This is a genomic window from Pseudomonas sp. zfem003 (assembly GCF_032621675.1).
Classification (GTDB): Bacteria; Pseudomonadota; Gammaproteobacteria; order Pseudomonadales; family Pseudomonadaceae; genus Metapseudomonas; species Metapseudomonas otitidis.
Window position 1 is genome coordinate 18,811 of record NZ_JAVYJG010000005.1, and the last position, 16,391, is coordinate 35,201.

14 protein-coding genes are annotated in these 16,391 nt (G+C 68.4%); 10 read left to right on the top strand and 4 right to left on the bottom strand.

The genetic code is table 11. The features are described from left to right. Positions 1–33 precede the first annotated feature (33 nt). The 3 genes from RTK35_RS30560 to RTK35_RS11700 form a co-directional block, all read right to left on the bottom strand. Positions 34–207: an SEC-C metal-binding domain-containing protein gene (locus tag RTK35_RS30560; protein ID WP_139233700.1), complete on the bottom strand. Its 174-nt coding sequence runs from the start codon at positions 205–207 to the stop codon at positions 34–36. Between the two features lie 138 nt (positions 208–345). Continuing rightward, positions 346–1,638, bottom strand: coding sequence for an NCS2 family permease (locus tag RTK35_RS11695; RefSeq protein ID WP_316908064.1), 1,293 nt, complete (start codon positions 1,636–1,638; stop codon positions 346–348). A gap of 225 nt (positions 1,639–1,863) precedes the next feature. Further along, positions 1,864–3,072, bottom strand: a complete 1,209-nt coding sequence (locus tag RTK35_RS11700; RefSeq protein WP_316908065.1) for an MFS transporter — start codon at positions 3,070–3,072, stop codon at positions 1,864–1,866. A 326-nt stretch (positions 3,073–3,398) separates the two neighbouring features. On the opposite strand from RTK35_RS11700, the gene RTK35_RS11705 reads away from it, so the two are divergent. The 8 genes from RTK35_RS11705 (at position 3,399) to RTK35_RS11740 (ending at position 12,653) form a co-directional block, all read left to right on the top strand. Further along, complete coding sequence (locus RTK35_RS11705) at positions 3,399–6,230, top strand: xanthine dehydrogenase family protein molybdopterin-binding subunit (RefSeq protein ID WP_316908066.1); 2,832 nt, start codon at positions 3,399–3,401, stop codon at positions 6,228–6,230. Continuing rightward, entirely contained in the window at positions 6,223–6,762 is a 540-nt protein-coding gene (locus RTK35_RS11710; RefSeq protein WP_044410561.1) for a (2Fe-2S)-binding protein, read from the top strand. Before RTK35_RS11705 ends, RTK35_RS11710 begins: the two co-directional genes overlap by 8 nt. A gap of 2 nt (positions 6,763–6,764) precedes the next feature. Beyond that, positions 6,765–7,988 (top strand): cytochrome c, encoded by a 1,224-nt coding sequence (locus tag RTK35_RS11715; RefSeq protein ID WP_172432684.1) that lies wholly within the window; start codon positions 6,765–6,767, stop codon positions 7,986–7,988. 13 nt (positions 7,989–8,001) lie between these two features. After that, the gene (locus RTK35_RS11720) at positions 8,002–8,973 is read left to right on the top strand and encodes an XdhC family protein (RefSeq protein ID WP_268194173.1); all 972 of its coding nucleotides are present in this window, start codon (positions 8,002–8,004) and stop codon (positions 8,971–8,973) included. 205 nt (positions 8,974–9,178) lie between these two features. Beyond that, entirely contained in the window at positions 9,179–9,751 is a 573-nt protein-coding gene (locus RTK35_RS11725) for a nucleotidyltransferase family protein (RefSeq protein ID WP_316908067.1), read from the top strand. Between the two features lie 285 nt (positions 9,752–10,036). Further along, complete coding sequence (locus RTK35_RS11730; protein WP_316908068.1) at positions 10,037–11,479, top strand: cytochrome ubiquinol oxidase subunit I; 1,443 nt, start codon at positions 10,037–10,039, stop codon at positions 11,477–11,479. Between the two features lie 2 nt (positions 11,480–11,481). Beyond that, the gene (cydB, locus tag RTK35_RS11735) at positions 11,482–12,489 is read left to right on the top strand and encodes a cytochrome d ubiquinol oxidase subunit II (RefSeq protein WP_069559908.1); all 1,008 of its coding nucleotides are present in this window, start codon (positions 11,482–11,484) and stop codon (positions 12,487–12,489) included. 17 nt (positions 12,490–12,506) lie between these two features. Further along, complete coding sequence (locus RTK35_RS11740; RefSeq protein ID WP_069559907.1) at positions 12,507–12,653, top strand: DUF2474 domain-containing protein; 147 nt, start codon at positions 12,507–12,509, stop codon at positions 12,651–12,653. 339 nt (positions 12,654–12,992) lie between these two features. On the opposite strand, the gene RTK35_RS11745 is transcribed toward RTK35_RS11740, so the two are convergent. After that, the gene (locus RTK35_RS11745) at positions 12,993–14,117 is read right to left on the bottom strand and encodes a class I SAM-dependent methyltransferase (protein ID WP_316908069.1); all 1,125 of its coding nucleotides are present in this window, start codon (positions 14,115–14,117) and stop codon (positions 12,993–12,995) included. A gap of 297 nt (positions 14,118–14,414) precedes the next feature. On the opposite strand from RTK35_RS11745, the gene RTK35_RS11750 reads away from it, so the two are divergent. Beyond that, complete coding sequence (locus tag RTK35_RS11750) at positions 14,415–15,407, top strand: TRAP transporter substrate-binding protein (RefSeq protein WP_316908070.1); 993 nt, start codon at positions 14,415–14,417, stop codon at positions 15,405–15,407. A 105-nt stretch (positions 15,408–15,512) separates the two neighbouring features. Next, the gene (locus RTK35_RS11755; RefSeq protein WP_316908071.1) at positions 15,513–16,289 is read left to right on the top strand and encodes a ferredoxin--NADP reductase; all 777 of its coding nucleotides are present in this window, start codon (positions 15,513–15,515) and stop codon (positions 16,287–16,289) included. Positions 16,290–16,391 lie beyond the last annotated feature (102 nt).

Genomic DNA, 16,391 nt, shown 5'->3' on the forward strand with positions numbered 1-16,391 from the left:
CGGGGCGGGCCATCTGAGGATGGCCCGCCTGGCTCAAAGGCGTGTTCGCCTAGCGGAAGTAGTCGTTACGGTTGGCGCCATCGAAAGCAGCCCTGTTTCAGGCAACAGCGCTTGAAACAACCTCCGTGAACCGCAGGGACACAAGTCGTTGCGCCCAAGCTTTTCGGCAAGCACCTTGTCGCCGATGGTCCGGTAGCCTTTTCTCACGCGGGTTTCCGAGGGGAAGCCCTTCCTACGCTTGCTGGTGACCTCGAATCGTCACCTGTTGGTCGTGGTGTTGCATGGTGCACCTCCCGTGCGTCGTGCGGCCCGATCATGCCCGGCGGGCCGCCTCCGGGTGCTTCCTCAGTGGAAGAAGCCCATCTTGATCACGAACAGCACCGCCAGGATCACCAGCGCCGGGCTCAGCTCGTTGAAGCGGCCGGCCAGGGCCTTGATGGCAGCCCAGGCGATGAAGCCGAAGGCGATGCCGTCGGCGATGGAGTAGGTGAAGGGCATCGCCAGGGCGGTGATCAGCACCGGGGCGGCGGTGGTCAGGTCGTTCCAGTCGATCTCGGCCAGGCCCGAGGCCATCAGCACGGCGACGAAGAACAGCGCCGGGGCGGTGGCGAAGGCGGGCACGCTGCCGGCCAGCGGGGAGAGGAACAGTGCCAGCAGGAACAGGATGGCGACCACGATGGCGGTGAGGCCGGTGCGACCACCGGCGCTGACGCCGGCTGCGGACTCGATGTAGCTGGTGGTGGTGGAGGTGCCCAGCAGCGAGCCGCCCATGGCGGCGGTGGAGTCGGCGATCAGCGCGCGGCCCATCTTCGGCATGTGCCCATCCTTGCCCATCAGGCCGGCCTTCTTGGCCACGGCGATGAGGGTGCCGGAGTTGTCGAACAGGTCGACGAAGAGGAAGGCGAAGATCACGCTGACCAGGCCGATTTCCAGCGCGCCCTTGATGTCCAGTTGCAGGAAGGTGGGCGCCAGGGAGGGCGGTATGGACACCACACCGCCGAACTTCGACACGCCCATGACGATGCCGGCCACGGTCACCGCGAGGATGCCGATCAGCACCGCGCCGGTCACCTTGCGTGCCTCCAGGGCGACGATCAGGAAGAAGCCGAGCACCGCCAGCACCGGCTCGGGCTTGGCCAGGTCGCCCAGGGTCAGCATGGTCACCGGGTGGGAGGCGACGATGCCGGCCTTCTGCAGGGCGATCAGCGCCAGGAACAGGCCGATGCCGGCGGCGATGGCCGAGCGCAGCTCCAGGGGGATGCTGTTGATGATCCATTCACGGATTCGGAAGATCGACAGCACGAAGAACATGCATGCCGAGATGAACACCGCGCCCAGGGCCACCTGCCAGGTGTGGCCCATGTGCAGCACCACGGTGTAGGTGAAGAAGGCGTTCAGGCCCATGCCCGGGGCGAGGGCGATGGGGTAGTTGGCGATCAGGCCCATGATGGTGGAGCCGATGGCCGCCGCCAGGCAGGTGGCGACGAACACCGCGCCCTTGTCCATGCCGGTCTCGCCGAGGATGTCGGGGTTGACGAAGAGGATGTAGGCCATCGTCAGGAAGGTGGTCAGGCCCGCGAGGACCTCGGTGCGCACGTTGGTGCCGTGCGCCTTGAGTTGGAACAGTCTCTCCAGCATGTGTGCTCCCCGTGACGTCTGCGCGTCGTGTTGGTCCGGACTGCATGCAGTCAAGCACAGCCCCTGCGGATCGGCGGACACGGCGACCGGCCTGGCCGTTCGTCGCAACCGAACCGGGCCGCCAGCCCGGAAAAAAAGGCGCGCATCATATCAGCTCGCCCGGCGCCGGAGCAGGCCTCTGCGGACGGACCGCCGGTCATCTCCGGACCCGCCGGGCGCTGGCCCTCAGTGCAGGCGGTCGCGCTTGGCCAGGGTGGGGAACAGTCTGATCCACAGGCCGGTGACCAGCAGGGTGCCGACCCCGCCCATGACCACCGCCGGCACGGTGCCGAACCAGGCGGCGGTGACGCCGGACTCGAACTCGCCGAGCTGGTTGGAGGCGCCGATGAACAGGCCGTTCACCGCGCTGACCCGGCCGCGCATCTCGTCCGGGGTGTGCAGCTGCACGAAGGCCCCGCGGATCACCATGCTGATCATGTCCGCCGCGCCGAGTACCGCCAGCACCGCCAGGGAGAACCAGAAGGAGGTGGAGAGCCCGAAGGCGATGGTGGCGACACCGAACACCCCCACCGAGGTGAACATGATCCGCCCCACGTTGCGCTCGATGGGGAAGCGCGCCAGCCAGAAGGACATCGCCAGCGCCCCCACGGCCGGCGCCGAACGCAGCAGGCCCAGGCCCCAGGGACCGGTGAGCAGGATGTCCTTGGCGAACACCGGCAACAGCGCCGTGGCGCCGCCCAGCAGCACGGCGAAGAGGTCCAGGGAGATGGCGCCGAGGATGTCCGGCCGGCTGCGGATGAAGCGCATGCCCGCCAGCAGCGACTCCAGGGAGGCGCGCTCCTTGTTCAGCACCTGCTGGCTGCTGGCCAGTCCCAGCACCAGCACGCAGGCGATGGCGTAGAGCACCGCCACCGGGCCGTACACCCAGAGGCTGCCCAGGGCGTAGAGCAGGCCGCCGAGGGCGGGGGCGACGATGGTCGCCGCCTGCATGGCCGATGCCGCGGCGGCCACCGCCCGGGGGAAGAGGTCGGCGGGCACCACGTTGGGCAGCAGGGCCTGGGTCGCCGGCATCTCGAAGGCCCGCGCGGCGCCGAGGGCGAAGGCGAGGACGAAGATCATCTCGCGGCTGACGTTGTCGGTGGCACTGCCGAACACCAGCGCCACCGCTACCAGCCCCTGCAGCACCTGGCACAGCGCGGCCACCCGGCGGCGGTCGTAGCGGTCCGCCACGTGGCCGGTGTGGAGCATGAACAGCACCCGCGGGAGGAACTCCACCAATCCCACCAGGCCCAGGTCCAGCACGCTGCCGGTCAGGGCGTAGAGGTGCCAGCCGATGGCCACGGTGAGCATCTGGAAGCCGCTGGCGGTGCACACGCGGGCCAGCCAGAACGCCAGGAAGGGGCGGTGATGGCGCAGGAGCAGGGGTTGGGACATGGCGGGAAAATGCTTAGGAAGCTACCGGACGCGCAGACTAGCACCGGCAGGCCCGCCGGTGAATGGCCCGCAGCGAACGCCAGGGGCCTGCCACGAATGCGCTGATGGACGGAGCGGCCCGGGTGCGACGCGATGACTCTTGCGAGGGCGAAATCTTTCTGACCGCGTGGACAATTTTTCCTTGTGTCGGCGGGACAGATGGATAGAATCTGACCCCCGAGTCAATACCCTCGACCTTTCCCTGGTTCGGCCCCGCGTGACGGGGCCGACGGATTTTCACGCACAAAGAAAAGGGGCCGGCCTGACCGAGACCCCGAGGAATGGGCATGTCCAACCGTGATTTTTCCCGCCGCGCCTTCCTGCAGGGCAGCGTCATCGCCGGTATCGGCGTCACGCTCGCCCCGCTGGGCAGCCCGGCCTTCGCTGCCTTGTTCGAAGACCGTGTCACCGCTTCGCCGCAACCCTGGTTCACCCCCAACGGCCAGGCCCGCGCCCGCATCGACGGCGTGTCCAAGGCCTGCGGGGCGAAAGTGTTCGCCCGCGACATCCGCGCCCAGGACATGCCCGGCTGGCCGCGCCAGCAGGGCCACGCGATGCTGATCAAGGCCACCCGCGCCGACCACCTCTACGCCGGGCTCGACCTGTCCATGCTCGACGCCGGCCTGCAGCCGGATCGCGTGGTGACCGCCGCCGACCTCGCCCGTGACGGCATCGCCTTCCCCGAAGGCCACAGCCCGGACCCGCTGCTGCCGGAAGGCCAGGTGCCGATGTTCATCGGCCACCCGGTGGCGCTGCTGATCTGGAATGACTTCGAGCGCTTCCGCCGGGCCAAGAACCTGCTGCGCTACAACGACAAGGTGGTGCGCTACGGCGCCCAGGCCCCGCTGTTCGAGCGCGACCCCTACGGCAGCTTCCGCTTCGTCCGCGTCGGCGGCGACACGCCCTACGAGGCGGACCGCTTCTCCAGCCTGAAGGACAGCATGCTGTTCCCCATCATTCGCCAGCGCAAACCGACCTGGAGCCAGCAGGCGGACATCAACGGCGACCTGACCCAGCAGGGCCTGTTCCACGCCCAGCAGATGGAACAGACCCTGGGCGCGCCGCCGGAAGGCTGGCTGGTCTTCGACGAGCGCTACACCACCCAGTCCATCGAGCCGGCGGCCCTGGAAGCCGACAACGGCAACGGCTGGTACGACGCGGCCACCGGCACCCTGCACTTCGTGGTTGCCACCCAGTGCCCGTTCGAGGCCGCCGAGCAGACTGCCCACATGCTGGCGCCGTCGCGCTTCAAGGTGCGCAAGCTGAACATGCACCCCGGCTACACCGTCGGCTACGGCACCAAGGACAACAACATCTTCGTGTTCTACGCCGCCCTGGCCGCGATCTACGGTGAAGGCGTACCGGTACGCCTGGCCAACGACCGCTACGAGCAGTTCCAGAGCGGGATCAAGCGCCACCCCTTCGACATGCACTACCAGCTGGCGGTGAAGAAGGACGACCTGTCGTTCCAGATCTTCCGCGCCCACATGGACGTCGATGGCGGCGGTCGCATCAACTACAGCCCCTCGGTGGCGGCGGTCGGCGCCACGGCGGCGCAGTCCATCTACTACATGCCGCAGAGCGACCTGGCCGCCACCGCCTACCACTCCCGTGGCGTGGAGGCCGGCTCGGTGCGGGGCTACGGCACCCTGCAGACCATGGCCGCCACCGAGATGATGGTGGACGAGGTGGCCGAGCGCCTGGGCGTGGACGCCATCGAGCTGCGCCGCCGTAACGTCTTTAAGTCGGGCATGAAGAACACCCAGGGCGCCATTCCCGCCGGGGCCCTGCGCCTCGACGAGATCCTCGACAAGGCCGCCCAGCACGAACTGTGGAAGCAGCGTGACGCGCACAAGCGCGAGGAAGAGGCCAAGGACCCGGACAACCTCTACGGCATCGGCTTCGCCATCTGCCAGAAGGACTTCGGCACCGGGGCGGAAGCGCCCATGGCCAGCCTGGAGTTCAATGCCGAAGGGCGTGTGTTCCTGCGCCAGATCGCCATCGACATGGGCACCGGTACCGCCACCTCCCAGGCCCTGCTGGTGGCCGATTACCTCGGTCACCCGGCCGACGAGATCCGCACCGGCGTCACCGAATGGCCGGAGCTGGGCCTCACCACCAGCGGCAACCCCTACCTGATCAGCCAGGCCGAACAGGACGCCGCCCTGAAGAACCCGCGCTGGGTCGGCAAGCTGGCTTCGCCGTCCTCGGCCACCAACTCCTCCTACTACTCCGGCCACGCCACCCGCGAAGCCGCGCGCGTGCTGTTCAACCACGGCCTGTGGCCGGCGGCCCTGGCCATCTGGGGCCGTGGCGAATACGGCGGCCTGGCCAACCCCTACGTGGTGCGCCGCGAGGACGCCCACTGGGTGGACGGCAAGCTGACCGCCAACGGCCTTCCGCCGATCCCCTTCGAGCTGCTGGCGCACAAGGCCCATGAACTGGGCCTGGTCACCGGCGTCAGCGTCCACGGTTTCAACCGCTGGGCCTGGGCCGAGGCGGAGTTCGAGATCAACGGCAACCGCGACACCCTGCCCCTGGACGCCCTGGCGGTGAAGTACGGCGACGGCGCCCCGGCGGCCACCCGTGCGCGCATGAACCGCGACGGCTACCACCTGCTGGACCGCACCCGCGTGGAGTACCCGCCGACCCAGCTGAACAACGCCATGGTCACCTACTACAGCCCCGTGGCCACCCTGGTGGAGGTCAAGGTGAACAAGGGCAGCGGCGAGGTCCGCGTGCTCAGCCACCACTCCTGGCTGGAATGCGGCCGGGTGATCGTGCCCGAGCTGGTCCGTGGCCAGCTCGAAGGCGGCATCGCCATGGGCATCGGCCACGCCCTGCTGGAGGAGATGCCCCGCTACGAGGGCGGCCCCGGCGAGGGCACCTGGAACTTCAACCGCTACGTGCTGCCGCGCGCCAAGGATTGCGCCGTGTGGAACCAGAGCGCCGAGATCCTCCCGCCGCTGTCGCCGAGCGACCCGGCCAAGGGCATCGCCGAGGTGGTGATGATCCCGGTGGTCGGCGCCATCGTGAACGCCGTCGCCCATGCCACCGGCAAGCGCCTGCGTGACCTTCCCCTGAACCCCGCCCGCATCAAGGAGGCCCTCCATGGCTGATCGCGCGCTGAGCATGACCGTCAACGGCCAGGCCGTCGGTCCCCATGACGTGGCGGACGACCTGCCGATGATCGACTACCTCCACGAACACCTGAACCTCACCGGCTCGCGCCTGGGTTGCGGCCAGGGCATCTGCCACGCCTGCGTGGTGATCCTCGACAACCCGGACGGCACCAGCGAGGAAGTGCGCACCTGCATCACCGGCGCCCACTACTTCGCCGGCAAGCGCGTGCGCACCATCGAGGGCCACGCCCGCCGCGACGCCCAGGGCGCCGTGAGCGAGCTGAACCCGGTGCAGCAGAAGTTCGTCGACCGCTTCGCCTTCCAGTGCAGCTACTGCACCCCCGGCTACGTCAACGCCGCCACCGTGCTGGTGGAGAAGGCCCAGCGCCAGCCCATCCCCCGCAGCCAGGTGGAAGACGCCATCGAGCAGGCCCTGGGCAGCCACATCTGCCGCTGCACCGGCTACGTGCGCTACTACGAAGCCGCAGCGGAAGTGCTGGAAGACCTCGGACTGGTGAAGGAAGGCTGAGCATGAAAGCACTGATGATCGCGGCGGGCCTGACCCTGCCGCTGCTGGCCAGCGCCGCCGACGCCCCCCGGGACGCGGCGCAGATCGAGCACGGGCGCTACGTCGCCCGGGCCGCCGACTGCGTGGCCTGCCACAGCATCGAGGGTGGCGCGCCCTACGCCGGCGGGCTGCCGCTGGCCTCGCCGTTCGGCACCATCTACGGCACCAACATCACCCCGGACAAGGAACACGGCATCGGTCGCTACAGCGCCGACGACTTCTTCCGCGCCCTGACCGAGGGCGAGAAGCCCGACGGCACCAAGCTCTACCCGGCGATGCCCTACACCTCCTACCACCTCATCAGCCGCGAGGACTCCGACGCCCTCTACGCCTACCTGATGAGCCTGGAGCCGATCGCCCGGCCGAGCCCGAAGACCGAGCTGGCCTTCCCCTTCAACCTGCGCTTCGGCCTGTCCTTCTGGAACATGCTCTACAAGAACCGCGTGCAGCTGGAGCCGGCGGACGGCAAGAGCGAGCAGTGGACGCGCGGCCAGTACCTGGTGGACGTGCTCGGCCACTGCGGCGAGTGCCACACCCCGCGCAACGCCCTGGGTGCCCTGCAGCAGGAACAGCGCCTGGAGGGCGGGGTGATCCTCGGCTACCTGGCGCCGAGCCTGAAGGCCGATGACATGGCCGCGCGGGGCTGGAGCACCGAGGACCTGGCCACCTTCCTGCGCCATGGCGTCAGTGCCCAGGGCACGGTGTTCAACGAGATGTACCCGGTGCTGCACCACAGCCTGCAGTACCTGCCGGAGGTGGATCACAAGGCCATGGCGGTGTTCCTCATGGGCGACCAGCCACCGGCCCCGGCGATCATCGCCACCCGCCCGCTGGGCGAGTTGAGCCCCAGCGCCCAGGCCGGCCGGCAGGACTACCTGAACGTCTGCGCCGGTTGCCACGGCGCCGAAGGGCAGGGCATCCCCCACGTGGCGGTGGCCATGGCCGGCAACACCACCCTGCGCCAGGCCGACTCGCGCAACCTGCTGCGGGTGATCGACGACGGCATCCGCGAGCAGCAGTTCACCGGCTTTGAGCGGATGCAGCCGATGCCCGGTTTCAGCGATAAACTCGACGACCCGCGCCTGCGCGACCTGCTCAACTACCTGCGCCAGACCTGGGGCGGGCTCGATGACGAGCTGACCCTGGAGCAGGTGAAAGCCCTGCGCGCGGACGTGCCCACCCACTGATAGGTCCCCGTCGATGCAACACCTCGATCTGCTGGTCGTGCGCAAGGCCCTGGAATGGTCGGTTTCCGGGCGCACGGTGTGGCTGTGCACCGTGCTCGCCACCTACGGCTCGGCGCCCCGCGCGCCGGGTTCGCTGCTGGCGGCCACCGCCGACGGCCACTGGATCGGCTCGCTGTCCGGCGGCTGCGTGGAGGATGACTTCCTCGAACGCCTGGCCGCCGGTGTCTTCGAACGGCCGGTGCAGGTGGTGCGCTACGGCGACGGCAGCGACACCCACGCGTCCATCCGCCTGCCCTGCGGCGGCATCCTCGACGTGCTGGTGGAGCGCCTGCCGGCGGACTGCGAGGCCCAGGCGCACCTGCGCGAGCTGGAAGGCGCCCTGGCCGGCCAACGCCGGCTGATCCGCGAGGTGGCCCTGGGCGACGGCACGCGCCGCCTGCTGCCGGACCGCGATCAGGGCCCCCGGGTGCTGCGCGAGGCCGAGCGGGTTCAGCTGCGGGTTGGCGCGGCCCAGCGCCTGCTGCTGGCGGGCTACTCCAGCGTGGCCCAGGTGTGCGCCGAGTTTGGCCTGAGCCTGGGCTTCGAGGTGGTGCTCTGCGACCCCCGCGAGGAGGCGCTGCAGGGCGTCGAACTGCCGGGTGTGGAGATCCGCCGCGAGCTGCCCTCGGAATACATCCGCCTGGGCGGCTGCCACGCCGACACGGCGGTGGTGGCGCTGACCCACGACCCGAAGATCGACGACCTGGCGATGATCGAGGCGGTGCGCACCGAGGCCTTCTACATCGGCGTGATGGGCTCCATGGCCACCAGCGCCAAGCGCCTGGAGCGCCTGCGCCGGGTAGGCGGGCTGTCGGAGGCGGAGATCGCCCGGATCATCGCCCCCATCGGCCTCAACCTCGGCAGCAAGACCCCGGCGGAAATCGCCCTGGCGGTAATGGCGGACATCGTCCGCGTGCGCAGCGGGGTTGCCCGCGAGCGGGTGTGAGGGCCTGGCTCCCGTAGCCCGGGCTTCAGCCCGGGGCTGTCCCACTCGGCAGCGGCCTGGGCAGACTGGCGGCTGCCCTCGCGAATGAATTCGCTCCCACGCTTGTACGCTTCCGTCCTTGCCTTGTTCCCGGGCTGAAGCCCGGGCTACGTTTCGCGCCTGCACATTCAAATTCGCTCCCTTCGTCCGAACCCCTGGAGTGCTTATGCCCAAGGTCGTCGCCCTGATTCTCGCTGCCGGTTTCGGCACCCGCTTCGGCAGCGACAAGCGCCAGGCTGCGCTGGGGGACGGTCGCACCCTGCTGGCTGCCAGCCTGGCGCGGGCAGAGGCGGTGTTCGACGAGGTGCACCTGGTGCTGCGGCCCGAGGACGATCCGGCCCGCCTGGGCGTGCCCGACGGGGCGCGGATCATCCGTTGCCAGGACGCGAGCCAGGGCATGGGCCACAGCCTGGCGGCCGGCGCACGCGCCCTGGCCGGTCACTCCGCCGAGGCGCTGGCGGTGCTGCTGGGGGACATGCCCTGGATCACCGAGGCCAGCCTGCGGGCACTGCAGGCCCAGGCGGCACCCGGGCGCATCGTGTTTCCCCGCTACCAGGGCGAACGGGGCCACCCGGTGCTGTTCGGGCGGGACTTCTGGAGGGAGCTGCAGGGCCTGGGCGGCGACCAGGGCGCCCGCCCGGTGCTGCAGGCCCACCCGGATGCCTGCGTGGCGCTGGCGCTGGACGACCCCGGCGTGCTGCGCGACGTGGACCACCCCGACGCCCTCCGCTCCGACTAGCCATGCAGCCGCTCAAGGACGGCGCCGCGCCGTGTGTGCTGCGGCGTTCGGTCGCGCGGCAGCCTGTCGCGCGGCAACGAACCACAGCAACCCCTGCGCTACGCTTGGTTAATCTTCAAGCGCATTGATCCGCATCAATAAGTCGTGGGCGGAAATGGTATTGGGCTGTCAGGCCCGCCCCCCGCCCGCCTGCGATTCCATAAGAACAATTACGACCTGGCGCGGTTCCAAGTGCGATGGAACCCGCTGGCCCGTGCCTGTTTCAACCTGATTAGAGGAATCGTCATGTTCGGTTTGGAGGCTCTCGATCTTGCCCGAATGCAGTTCGCCTTCACCGTGTCCTTCCACATCATCTTCCCGGCCATCACCATTGGCCTGGCGAGCTACCTCGCCGTGCTGGAGGGTCTGTGGCTGAAGACACGGCAGGAGGTCTACCGCGACCTGTACCACTTCTGGTCGAAGATATTCGCCGTCAACTTCGGCATGGGCGTGGTGTCCGGCCTGGTAATGGCCTATCAGTTCGGCACCAACTGGAGTGCGTTCTCCGACTTCGCCGGCTCGGTGACCGGGCCGCTGCTGGCCTATGAGGTGCTCACCGCGTTCTTCCTCGAAGCGGGCTTCCTCGGCGTGATGCTGTTCGGCTGGAACCGTGTCGGCCCGGGCCTGCACTTCTTCTCCACGGTGATGGTGGCCATCGGCACGCTGATCTCCACCTTCTGGATCCTCGCCTCCAACAGCTGGATGCAGACGCCCCAGGGCTTCGAGATCGTCGACGGCCGGGTGATCCCCACCGACTGGTTCGCCGTGGTGTTCAACCCGTCCTTCCCCTACCGCCTGATGCACATGGCCACCGCCGCCTTCCTCGCCACGGCGTTCTTCGTCGGCGCCTCGGCGGCCTGGCACCTGCTGCGCGGCCGGGACAACCCGGCGATCCGCAAGATGCTCTCGATGGCCATGTGGATGGCGCTGATCGTGGCGCCTGTGCAGGCCTTCATCGGCGACCTGCACGGCCTCAACACCCTCAAGCACCAGCCGGCGAAGATCGCCGCGATGGAAGGCCACTGGGATAACAGCCACGGTGAGGCGACCCCGCTGATCCTCTTCGGCTGGCCGGACATGGAGCGCGAGGAAACCCGCTTCAAGGTGGAAATCCCTTACCTCGGCAGCCTGATCCTGACCCACAGCCTGGACCAGCAGGTGCCGGCGCTGAAGGAGTTCCCCAAGGAAGACCGGCCGAACTCCACCGTGGTGTTCTGGTCCTTCCGCATCATGGTGGCCCTGGGCCTGGCGATGATCCTCGCCGGTGTCTGGAGCCTGTGGCTGCGCTGGCGCGGCGGGCTGTTCAGCTCCCGGCCGTTCCTCTACTTCTGCCTGTGGATGGGCCCCTCCGGGCTGATCGCCATCCTCGCCGGCTGGTTCACCACCGAGATGGGCCGCCAGCCCTGGGTGGTCTACGGGCTGATGCGCACCAGCGAGGCGGTGTCCCAGCACAGCGTGGCCCAGCTGAGCCTGACCCTGGTGATGTTCGTGGTGGTCTACTTCGCCGTCTTCGGCGCCGGCTTCGCCTACCTGATGCGCCTGGTGCGCAAGGGCCCGGTCACCGACGAGGGCAAGGAGCAGGGCACTGGCGGCCCCGGCCAGCAACGCACCCCGGCGCGGCCCCTCTCGGCGGCCGACGAGTCGGCGGACGATGACACCAGCGGCGATGCGCTGGGTACGAGGAATTGAACATGGGTATCGACCTTTCTCTGATCTGGGCCGTGATCATCATCTTCGGCGTGATGATGTATGTGGTGATGGACGGCTTCGACCTCGGCATCGGCATCCTCTTCCCCTTCGTCAAGGACGACACCGAGCGCGACGTGATGATGAACACCGTGGCGCCGGTGTGGGACGGCAACGAGACCTGGCTGGTGCTGGGCGGGGCGGGGCTGTTCGCGGCCTTCCCGCTGGCCTACTCGGTGGTGCTCTCGGCGCTGTACCTGCCGCTGATGTTCATGCTCATCGGGCTGGTGTTCCGCGGCGTGGCCTTCGAGTTCCGCTTCAAGGCCAAGCCCGCCAAGCGCCACCTGTGGGACAAGGCCTTCATCGGCGGTTCCATTGCTGCCACCTTCTTCCAGGGCGTGGCCCTGGGCGCCTACATCGAGGGCCTGCCGGTGGTGAACCGCGCCTATGCCGGCGGCTCCCTGGACTGGCTGGCGCCCTTCCCGCTGTTCTGCGGCCTGGGGCTGATCGCCGCCTATGCGCTGCTCGGCTGCACCTGGCTGATCATGAAGACCGAAGGGCGCCTGCAGCAGCAGATGCATGACCTGGCGCGGCCGCTGGTGCTGGTGCTGCTGGGCATCACCGGCATCGTCAGCGTGTGGACGCCGCTGGCCCACGAGGCCATCGCCCAGCGCTGGTTCAGCCTGCCCAACCTGTTCTGGTTCCTGCCGGTGCCGATCCTGGTGCTGGTGTGCACCTGGGCGCTGCTGCGGGCGGTGGCGAACAACGCCAACCACCTGCCGTTCGTGCTCACGCTGGTGCTGATCTTCCTCGGCTACAGCGGCCTGGGCATCAGCCTGTGGCCGAACGTGATCCCGCCGGCGGTGAGCGTCTGGGATGCCGCGGCGCCGCCGCAGAGCCAGGGCTTCGCGCTGGTGGGGGCGCTGTTCATCATCCCGTTCATCCTCGTGTACACGGCGTGGAGCTACTACGTGTTCCGCGGCAAGGTCACCCCGGACCAGGGCTACCACTGATGGACAGGAGAGCGACCATGAACCTCGACGACACCCCGAAGAAGCCCCTGTGGCAACGCCTGGGCTGGCTGGTGGGCATCTGGGCCCTCAGCGTCCTGGCCCTCGGCGTGGTGGCCTACCTGCTGCGCATGGTGATGACGGCAGCGGGGCTCAGCACCCACTGAGCAGCCCGGGCGCGGCGCCGAGCATTCCCGGACTGAAGTCCGGGCTACGTCGTGTGAGCTTCATGTCGTTCGCCAAGCTGTGGAGTTTCGTCTGGCGCAGGGTGGATGCCGCTCTTTGCATCCACCACGCGGAGCTCGGCGCGGCTGGGTGGTGGATCGATGAAGCGCGATCCACCCTGCGGCTAGCCCGGGCTCGGCGCCGAGCATTCCCGTACTGAAGTCCGGGCTACGTCGTGTGCTGCGTCGTGTGCGCTCATGTCGTTCGCCAGGCTATGCCCCGTAGGATGGCGCTTAGCGCAGCGATGCCCATCAATCCGCGCGTATCTTGTCCCGCCCTTCTTACTTGGTGGCTTTGAGGATCACGAACTTCGGCGTGGCGGCGACCTGTTCGACGCCCCGGAACAGCCGCTTGAGCTTGGCGTGGTAGCCCAGGTGGCGGTTGCCGACGATCCACAGCTCGCCCCCCGTCACCAGCGCGTTGCGCGCCTGCACGAACATCCGCCAGGCGAGGAAGTCGCCCACCACCTGCTGCTGGTGGAACGGCGGGTTGCACAGCACCAGGTCCAGTGAGTCCGCCGGCTGCTCGGCCAGCCCGTCGCCGGCGCGGATGTCCGCCGGGCGCTCGCCGAGGGCCGCCTGCCAGTTTTCCCGGGCCGATTGCACGGCCATGTAGGACTCGTCCACCAGCGTCAGCTCGGCCTCGGGGTTGGCCAGGGCGTAGGCGATGCCGAGGATGCCGTTGCCGCAGCCGAGGTCGGCGGCTCGCACGCGGGCCAGGCCGCGCGGCAGGTGCGGGAGGAAGGCGCGGGTGCCGATGTCCAGCCCGTCGCGGCAGAACACGTTGGCGTGGTTCAGCAGTTCCACGCGCGGTTCGTCCAGCCGGTAGCGGGTCGGGTAGGGCGAGGCGACGAACGGCTTCGCTTCCGGCGTGGCGATCAGCAGGCGCGCCTTCTTAACTGCCAGAGAGGGCTGCATCGGGCCGATGTACTTCGCCAGCAGGTCGCCGGCGGCGTGGGGCAGGTGCTTGACCATGCCGGCGGCCACCACCTGGGCGCCGGGGGCCAGTTGGCCGTGCAGGCGGATGAGCTGTTCCTCCAGCAGGGCGAGGGTCTTGGGCACGCGGATCAGCACTCGGTCGAACGGCCCGGTGAGCGGTTCGCTGGCCGGCACGAAGCGCACCGGGGCGCCCTCCAGGCCGTTGCGCGCGAGGTTGCGCGAGAGGCCGAGGAAACCCAGGTGCGAGTCACCGCTGCTGGTGACCTGCAGGTGCGGAGCGAGGCTGGCGGCGAGGGCGCCGAAACTGTCGTTGAGGACCAGGACACGGGTGTCGGATGACGGCCCCTGGGCATGGAGGTGGTTGAGCAGGTACTCGTCAGCGGCGTCGAAGGCCTGCAACGGCTCGCCCTGCTGGTCGGGTACGCGGACAAGGTCGAGCTGGGCGAAAGGGGTTACCAGGAGGGCCATGAAAGAATCTGCTGAAACTGAGAGGTGGTTGGGGAAACCGGCGCTTGTCTATTGCCCCGATATCACTAGAATTCCGCGCTTCCGCTGCGGCGGGCCCGGACGGGCCCCGTGCGCCGAAGCGGCACCAATAATAACCAGGCCTCGGGCTTTTCTCTGCCCTGAACGACCTGGTACGCCGTTTGACGGTGCGAATCCGCTGGTTGGGGGCGGGTCGACCACCGAACCACACATCGAATCCGGACGGGGCTCGCGCCTTCCTGCGCGGGCTTCGCCGTTTCCATTTGCATAGGTGCTTGCATGTACAGGTCTCTGCTGGGGGCGGTCTTCGCCTCGCTGTTCGTCTTTTCCAATGCGGTGCTGGCCGACGAGCCGGTGCTGATCAAGTTCTCCCACGTGGTGGCCGAGGACACCCCCAAGGGCAAGGGCGCCCTGCTGTTCAAGAAGCTGGTGGAGGAGCGCCTGGCCGGCAAGGTCAAGGTCGAGGTCTACCCGAACTCCACCCTCTTCGGCGATGCCAACGAGATCGAGGCGCTGAAGAAGGGCGAGGTGCAGATGCTGGCGCCGTCGCTGTCCAAGTTCGAGGCCTACACCAAGCAGCTGCAGGTGTTCGACCTGCCTTACCTGTTCGACGACCTGGAGGCGGTGAAGCGCTTCCAGAAGCGTGAGAAGAGCCGCGAGCTGCTGCGCTCCATGTCCAAGGACGGCATCTACGGCCTGGGCTACTGGAACAACGGCATGAAGGTGATGACCGCCAGCCGCGAGCTGCACAAGCCCGAGGACGCCAAGGGCCTGGCCTTCCGTATCCAGCCCTCCTCGGTGCTGGAGGCGCAGTTCGCCCAACTCGGTGCCACCACCGTGAAGATGCCCTTTGCCGAGGCCTTCAAGGCCCTGCAGGCCGGCACCATCCAGGGCACCGAAGGCCCCTGGTCGAACGTGGCGACCCAGAAGATCGACACCGTGCAGCCTTACGTGATCGAGACCGGCCATGGTTCGATCAGCTACATGCTGATCACCAACCACAAGTTCTGGATCGGCATCCCCTACGAGACCCGCACCGAGCTGGAAGCGATCATCGACGAGGTCACCGCCCAGGTGAACAAGGAAGCCGAGGCGATGAACGAGAAGGACCGCGAGAAGGTAATCGCCGCCGGCAAGGCCAAGGTCATCACCCTCACTCCCGAGGAGCGCGAGGCCTGGCGCCAGGCGATGATGCCGGTGTGGAAGAAGTACGAGGCCGAGATCGGTGCCGATGTGCTGCGCGCCGCGCAGACCGTCAACCGCAAGCGCTGATGCCCCCCGGCTGTCCGCCTTCCGGCGGATAGCCACATGGCCCGCGGGTGTTTGCCGGGCCTGCTTTGCGCGAGACTGGCGCGGTATCCGACCCGGAGCCGTGCCATGTCCGCCAGCGACGAGAAGTTCACCCGCCAGACCCTCCGTGAGGTCCGGCCCCTCACCCAGAACCTGTTCACCCTGCGCACCACCCGTGACCCGGGCTTTCGCTTCCGCGCCGGCCAGTTCGCCCGCCTGGGCGTGACCAAGGCCGATGGCAGCGCGGTGTGGCGGGCCTATTCGATGGTCTCGGCGCCCCATGACGAGTTCCTCGACTTCTTCTCCATCGTCGTGCCCGGCGGCGAGTTCACCTCCGAGCTGAGCCGGCTGGCGGCGGGCGACACCCTGCTGGTCGACAAGCAGGCCTTCGGCTTCCTCACCCTCGACCGCTTCGTCGATGGCCGCGACCTCTGGCTGCTGGCCACCGGCACCGGCGTGGCGCCGTTCCTGTCGATCCTGCAGGACCTGGAGGTGTGGCAGCGCTTCGAGCGCATCGTGCTGGTGTACAGCGTGCGCCACGCGGCGGAGCTGGCCTACCAGCCGCTGATCCACGGCCTGGCGGGGCTGGAGCACCTGGAAGGCGTGGCCGAGAAGTTCCTCTACCTGTCCGTGGTCACCCGCGAGGCCCACCCTGGGGCCTTGGGTGGGCGCATCACCACCCTGATCGAGAACGGCGAACTGGAGCGCGCAGCCGGGCTGGCGCTGGAGCCGGAGCATTCGCGGGTGATGCTCTGCGGCAACCCGCAGATGATCGAGGACACCCGGGCGGTGTTGAAGGCGAGGGGGATGAACCTGTCGCTCAGCCGGCGGCCGGGGCAGGTGGCGGTGGAGAATTACTGGTAGAGGGTGTCGCTGATCACCCCGGAGCCCAGCGGATTACCGGGGGTTGTGGGGGCTTCCTGTCTCGTCCAAACGAAAACCGGCGCCCTGGGGCGCCGGTGGGTG

Excerpts from the sequence above, each read along its gene's own strand:
- RTK35_RS11695 (WP_316908064.1), bottom strand. The coding sequence starts at position 1,638 with ATGCTGGAGAGACTGTTCCAACTCAAGGCGCACGGCACCAACGTGCGC.
- RTK35_RS11700 (WP_316908065.1), bottom strand. The coding sequence starts at position 3,072 with ATGTCCCAACCCCTGCTCCTGCGCCATCACCGCCCCTTCCTGGCGTTC.
- RTK35_RS11705 (WP_316908066.1), top strand. The coding sequence starts at position 3,399 with ATGTCCAACCGTGATTTTTCCCGCCGCGCCTTCCTGCAGGGCAGCGTC.
- RTK35_RS11710 (WP_044410561.1), top strand. The coding sequence starts at position 6,223 with ATGGCTGATCGCGCGCTGAGCATGACCGTCAACGGCCAGGCCGTCGGT.
- RTK35_RS11715 (WP_172432684.1), top strand. The coding sequence starts at position 6,765 with ATGAAAGCACTGATGATCGCGGCGGGCCTGACCCTGCCGCTGCTGGCC.
- RTK35_RS11720 (WP_268194173.1), top strand. The coding sequence starts at position 8,002 with ATGCAACACCTCGATCTGCTGGTCGTGCGCAAGGCCCTGGAATGGTCG.
- RTK35_RS11725 (WP_316908067.1), top strand. The coding sequence starts at position 9,179 with ATGCCCAAGGTCGTCGCCCTGATTCTCGCTGCCGGTTTCGGCACCCGC.
- RTK35_RS11730 (WP_316908068.1), top strand. The coding sequence starts at position 10,037 with ATGTTCGGTTTGGAGGCTCTCGATCTTGCCCGAATGCAGTTCGCCTTC.
- cydB (WP_069559908.1), top strand. The coding sequence starts at position 11,482 with ATGGGTATCGACCTTTCTCTGATCTGGGCCGTGATCATCATCTTCGGC.
- RTK35_RS11740 (WP_069559907.1), top strand. The coding sequence starts at position 12,507 with ATGAACCTCGACGACACCCCGAAGAAGCCCCTGTGGCAACGCCTGGGC.
- RTK35_RS11745 (WP_316908069.1), bottom strand. The coding sequence starts at position 14,117 with ATGGCCCTCCTGGTAACCCCTTTCGCCCAGCTCGACCTTGTCCGCGTA.
- RTK35_RS11750 (WP_316908070.1), top strand. The coding sequence starts at position 14,415 with ATGTACAGGTCTCTGCTGGGGGCGGTCTTCGCCTCGCTGTTCGTCTTT.
- RTK35_RS11755 (WP_316908071.1), top strand. The coding sequence starts at position 15,513 with ATGTCCGCCAGCGACGAGAAGTTCACCCGCCAGACCCTCCGTGAGGTC.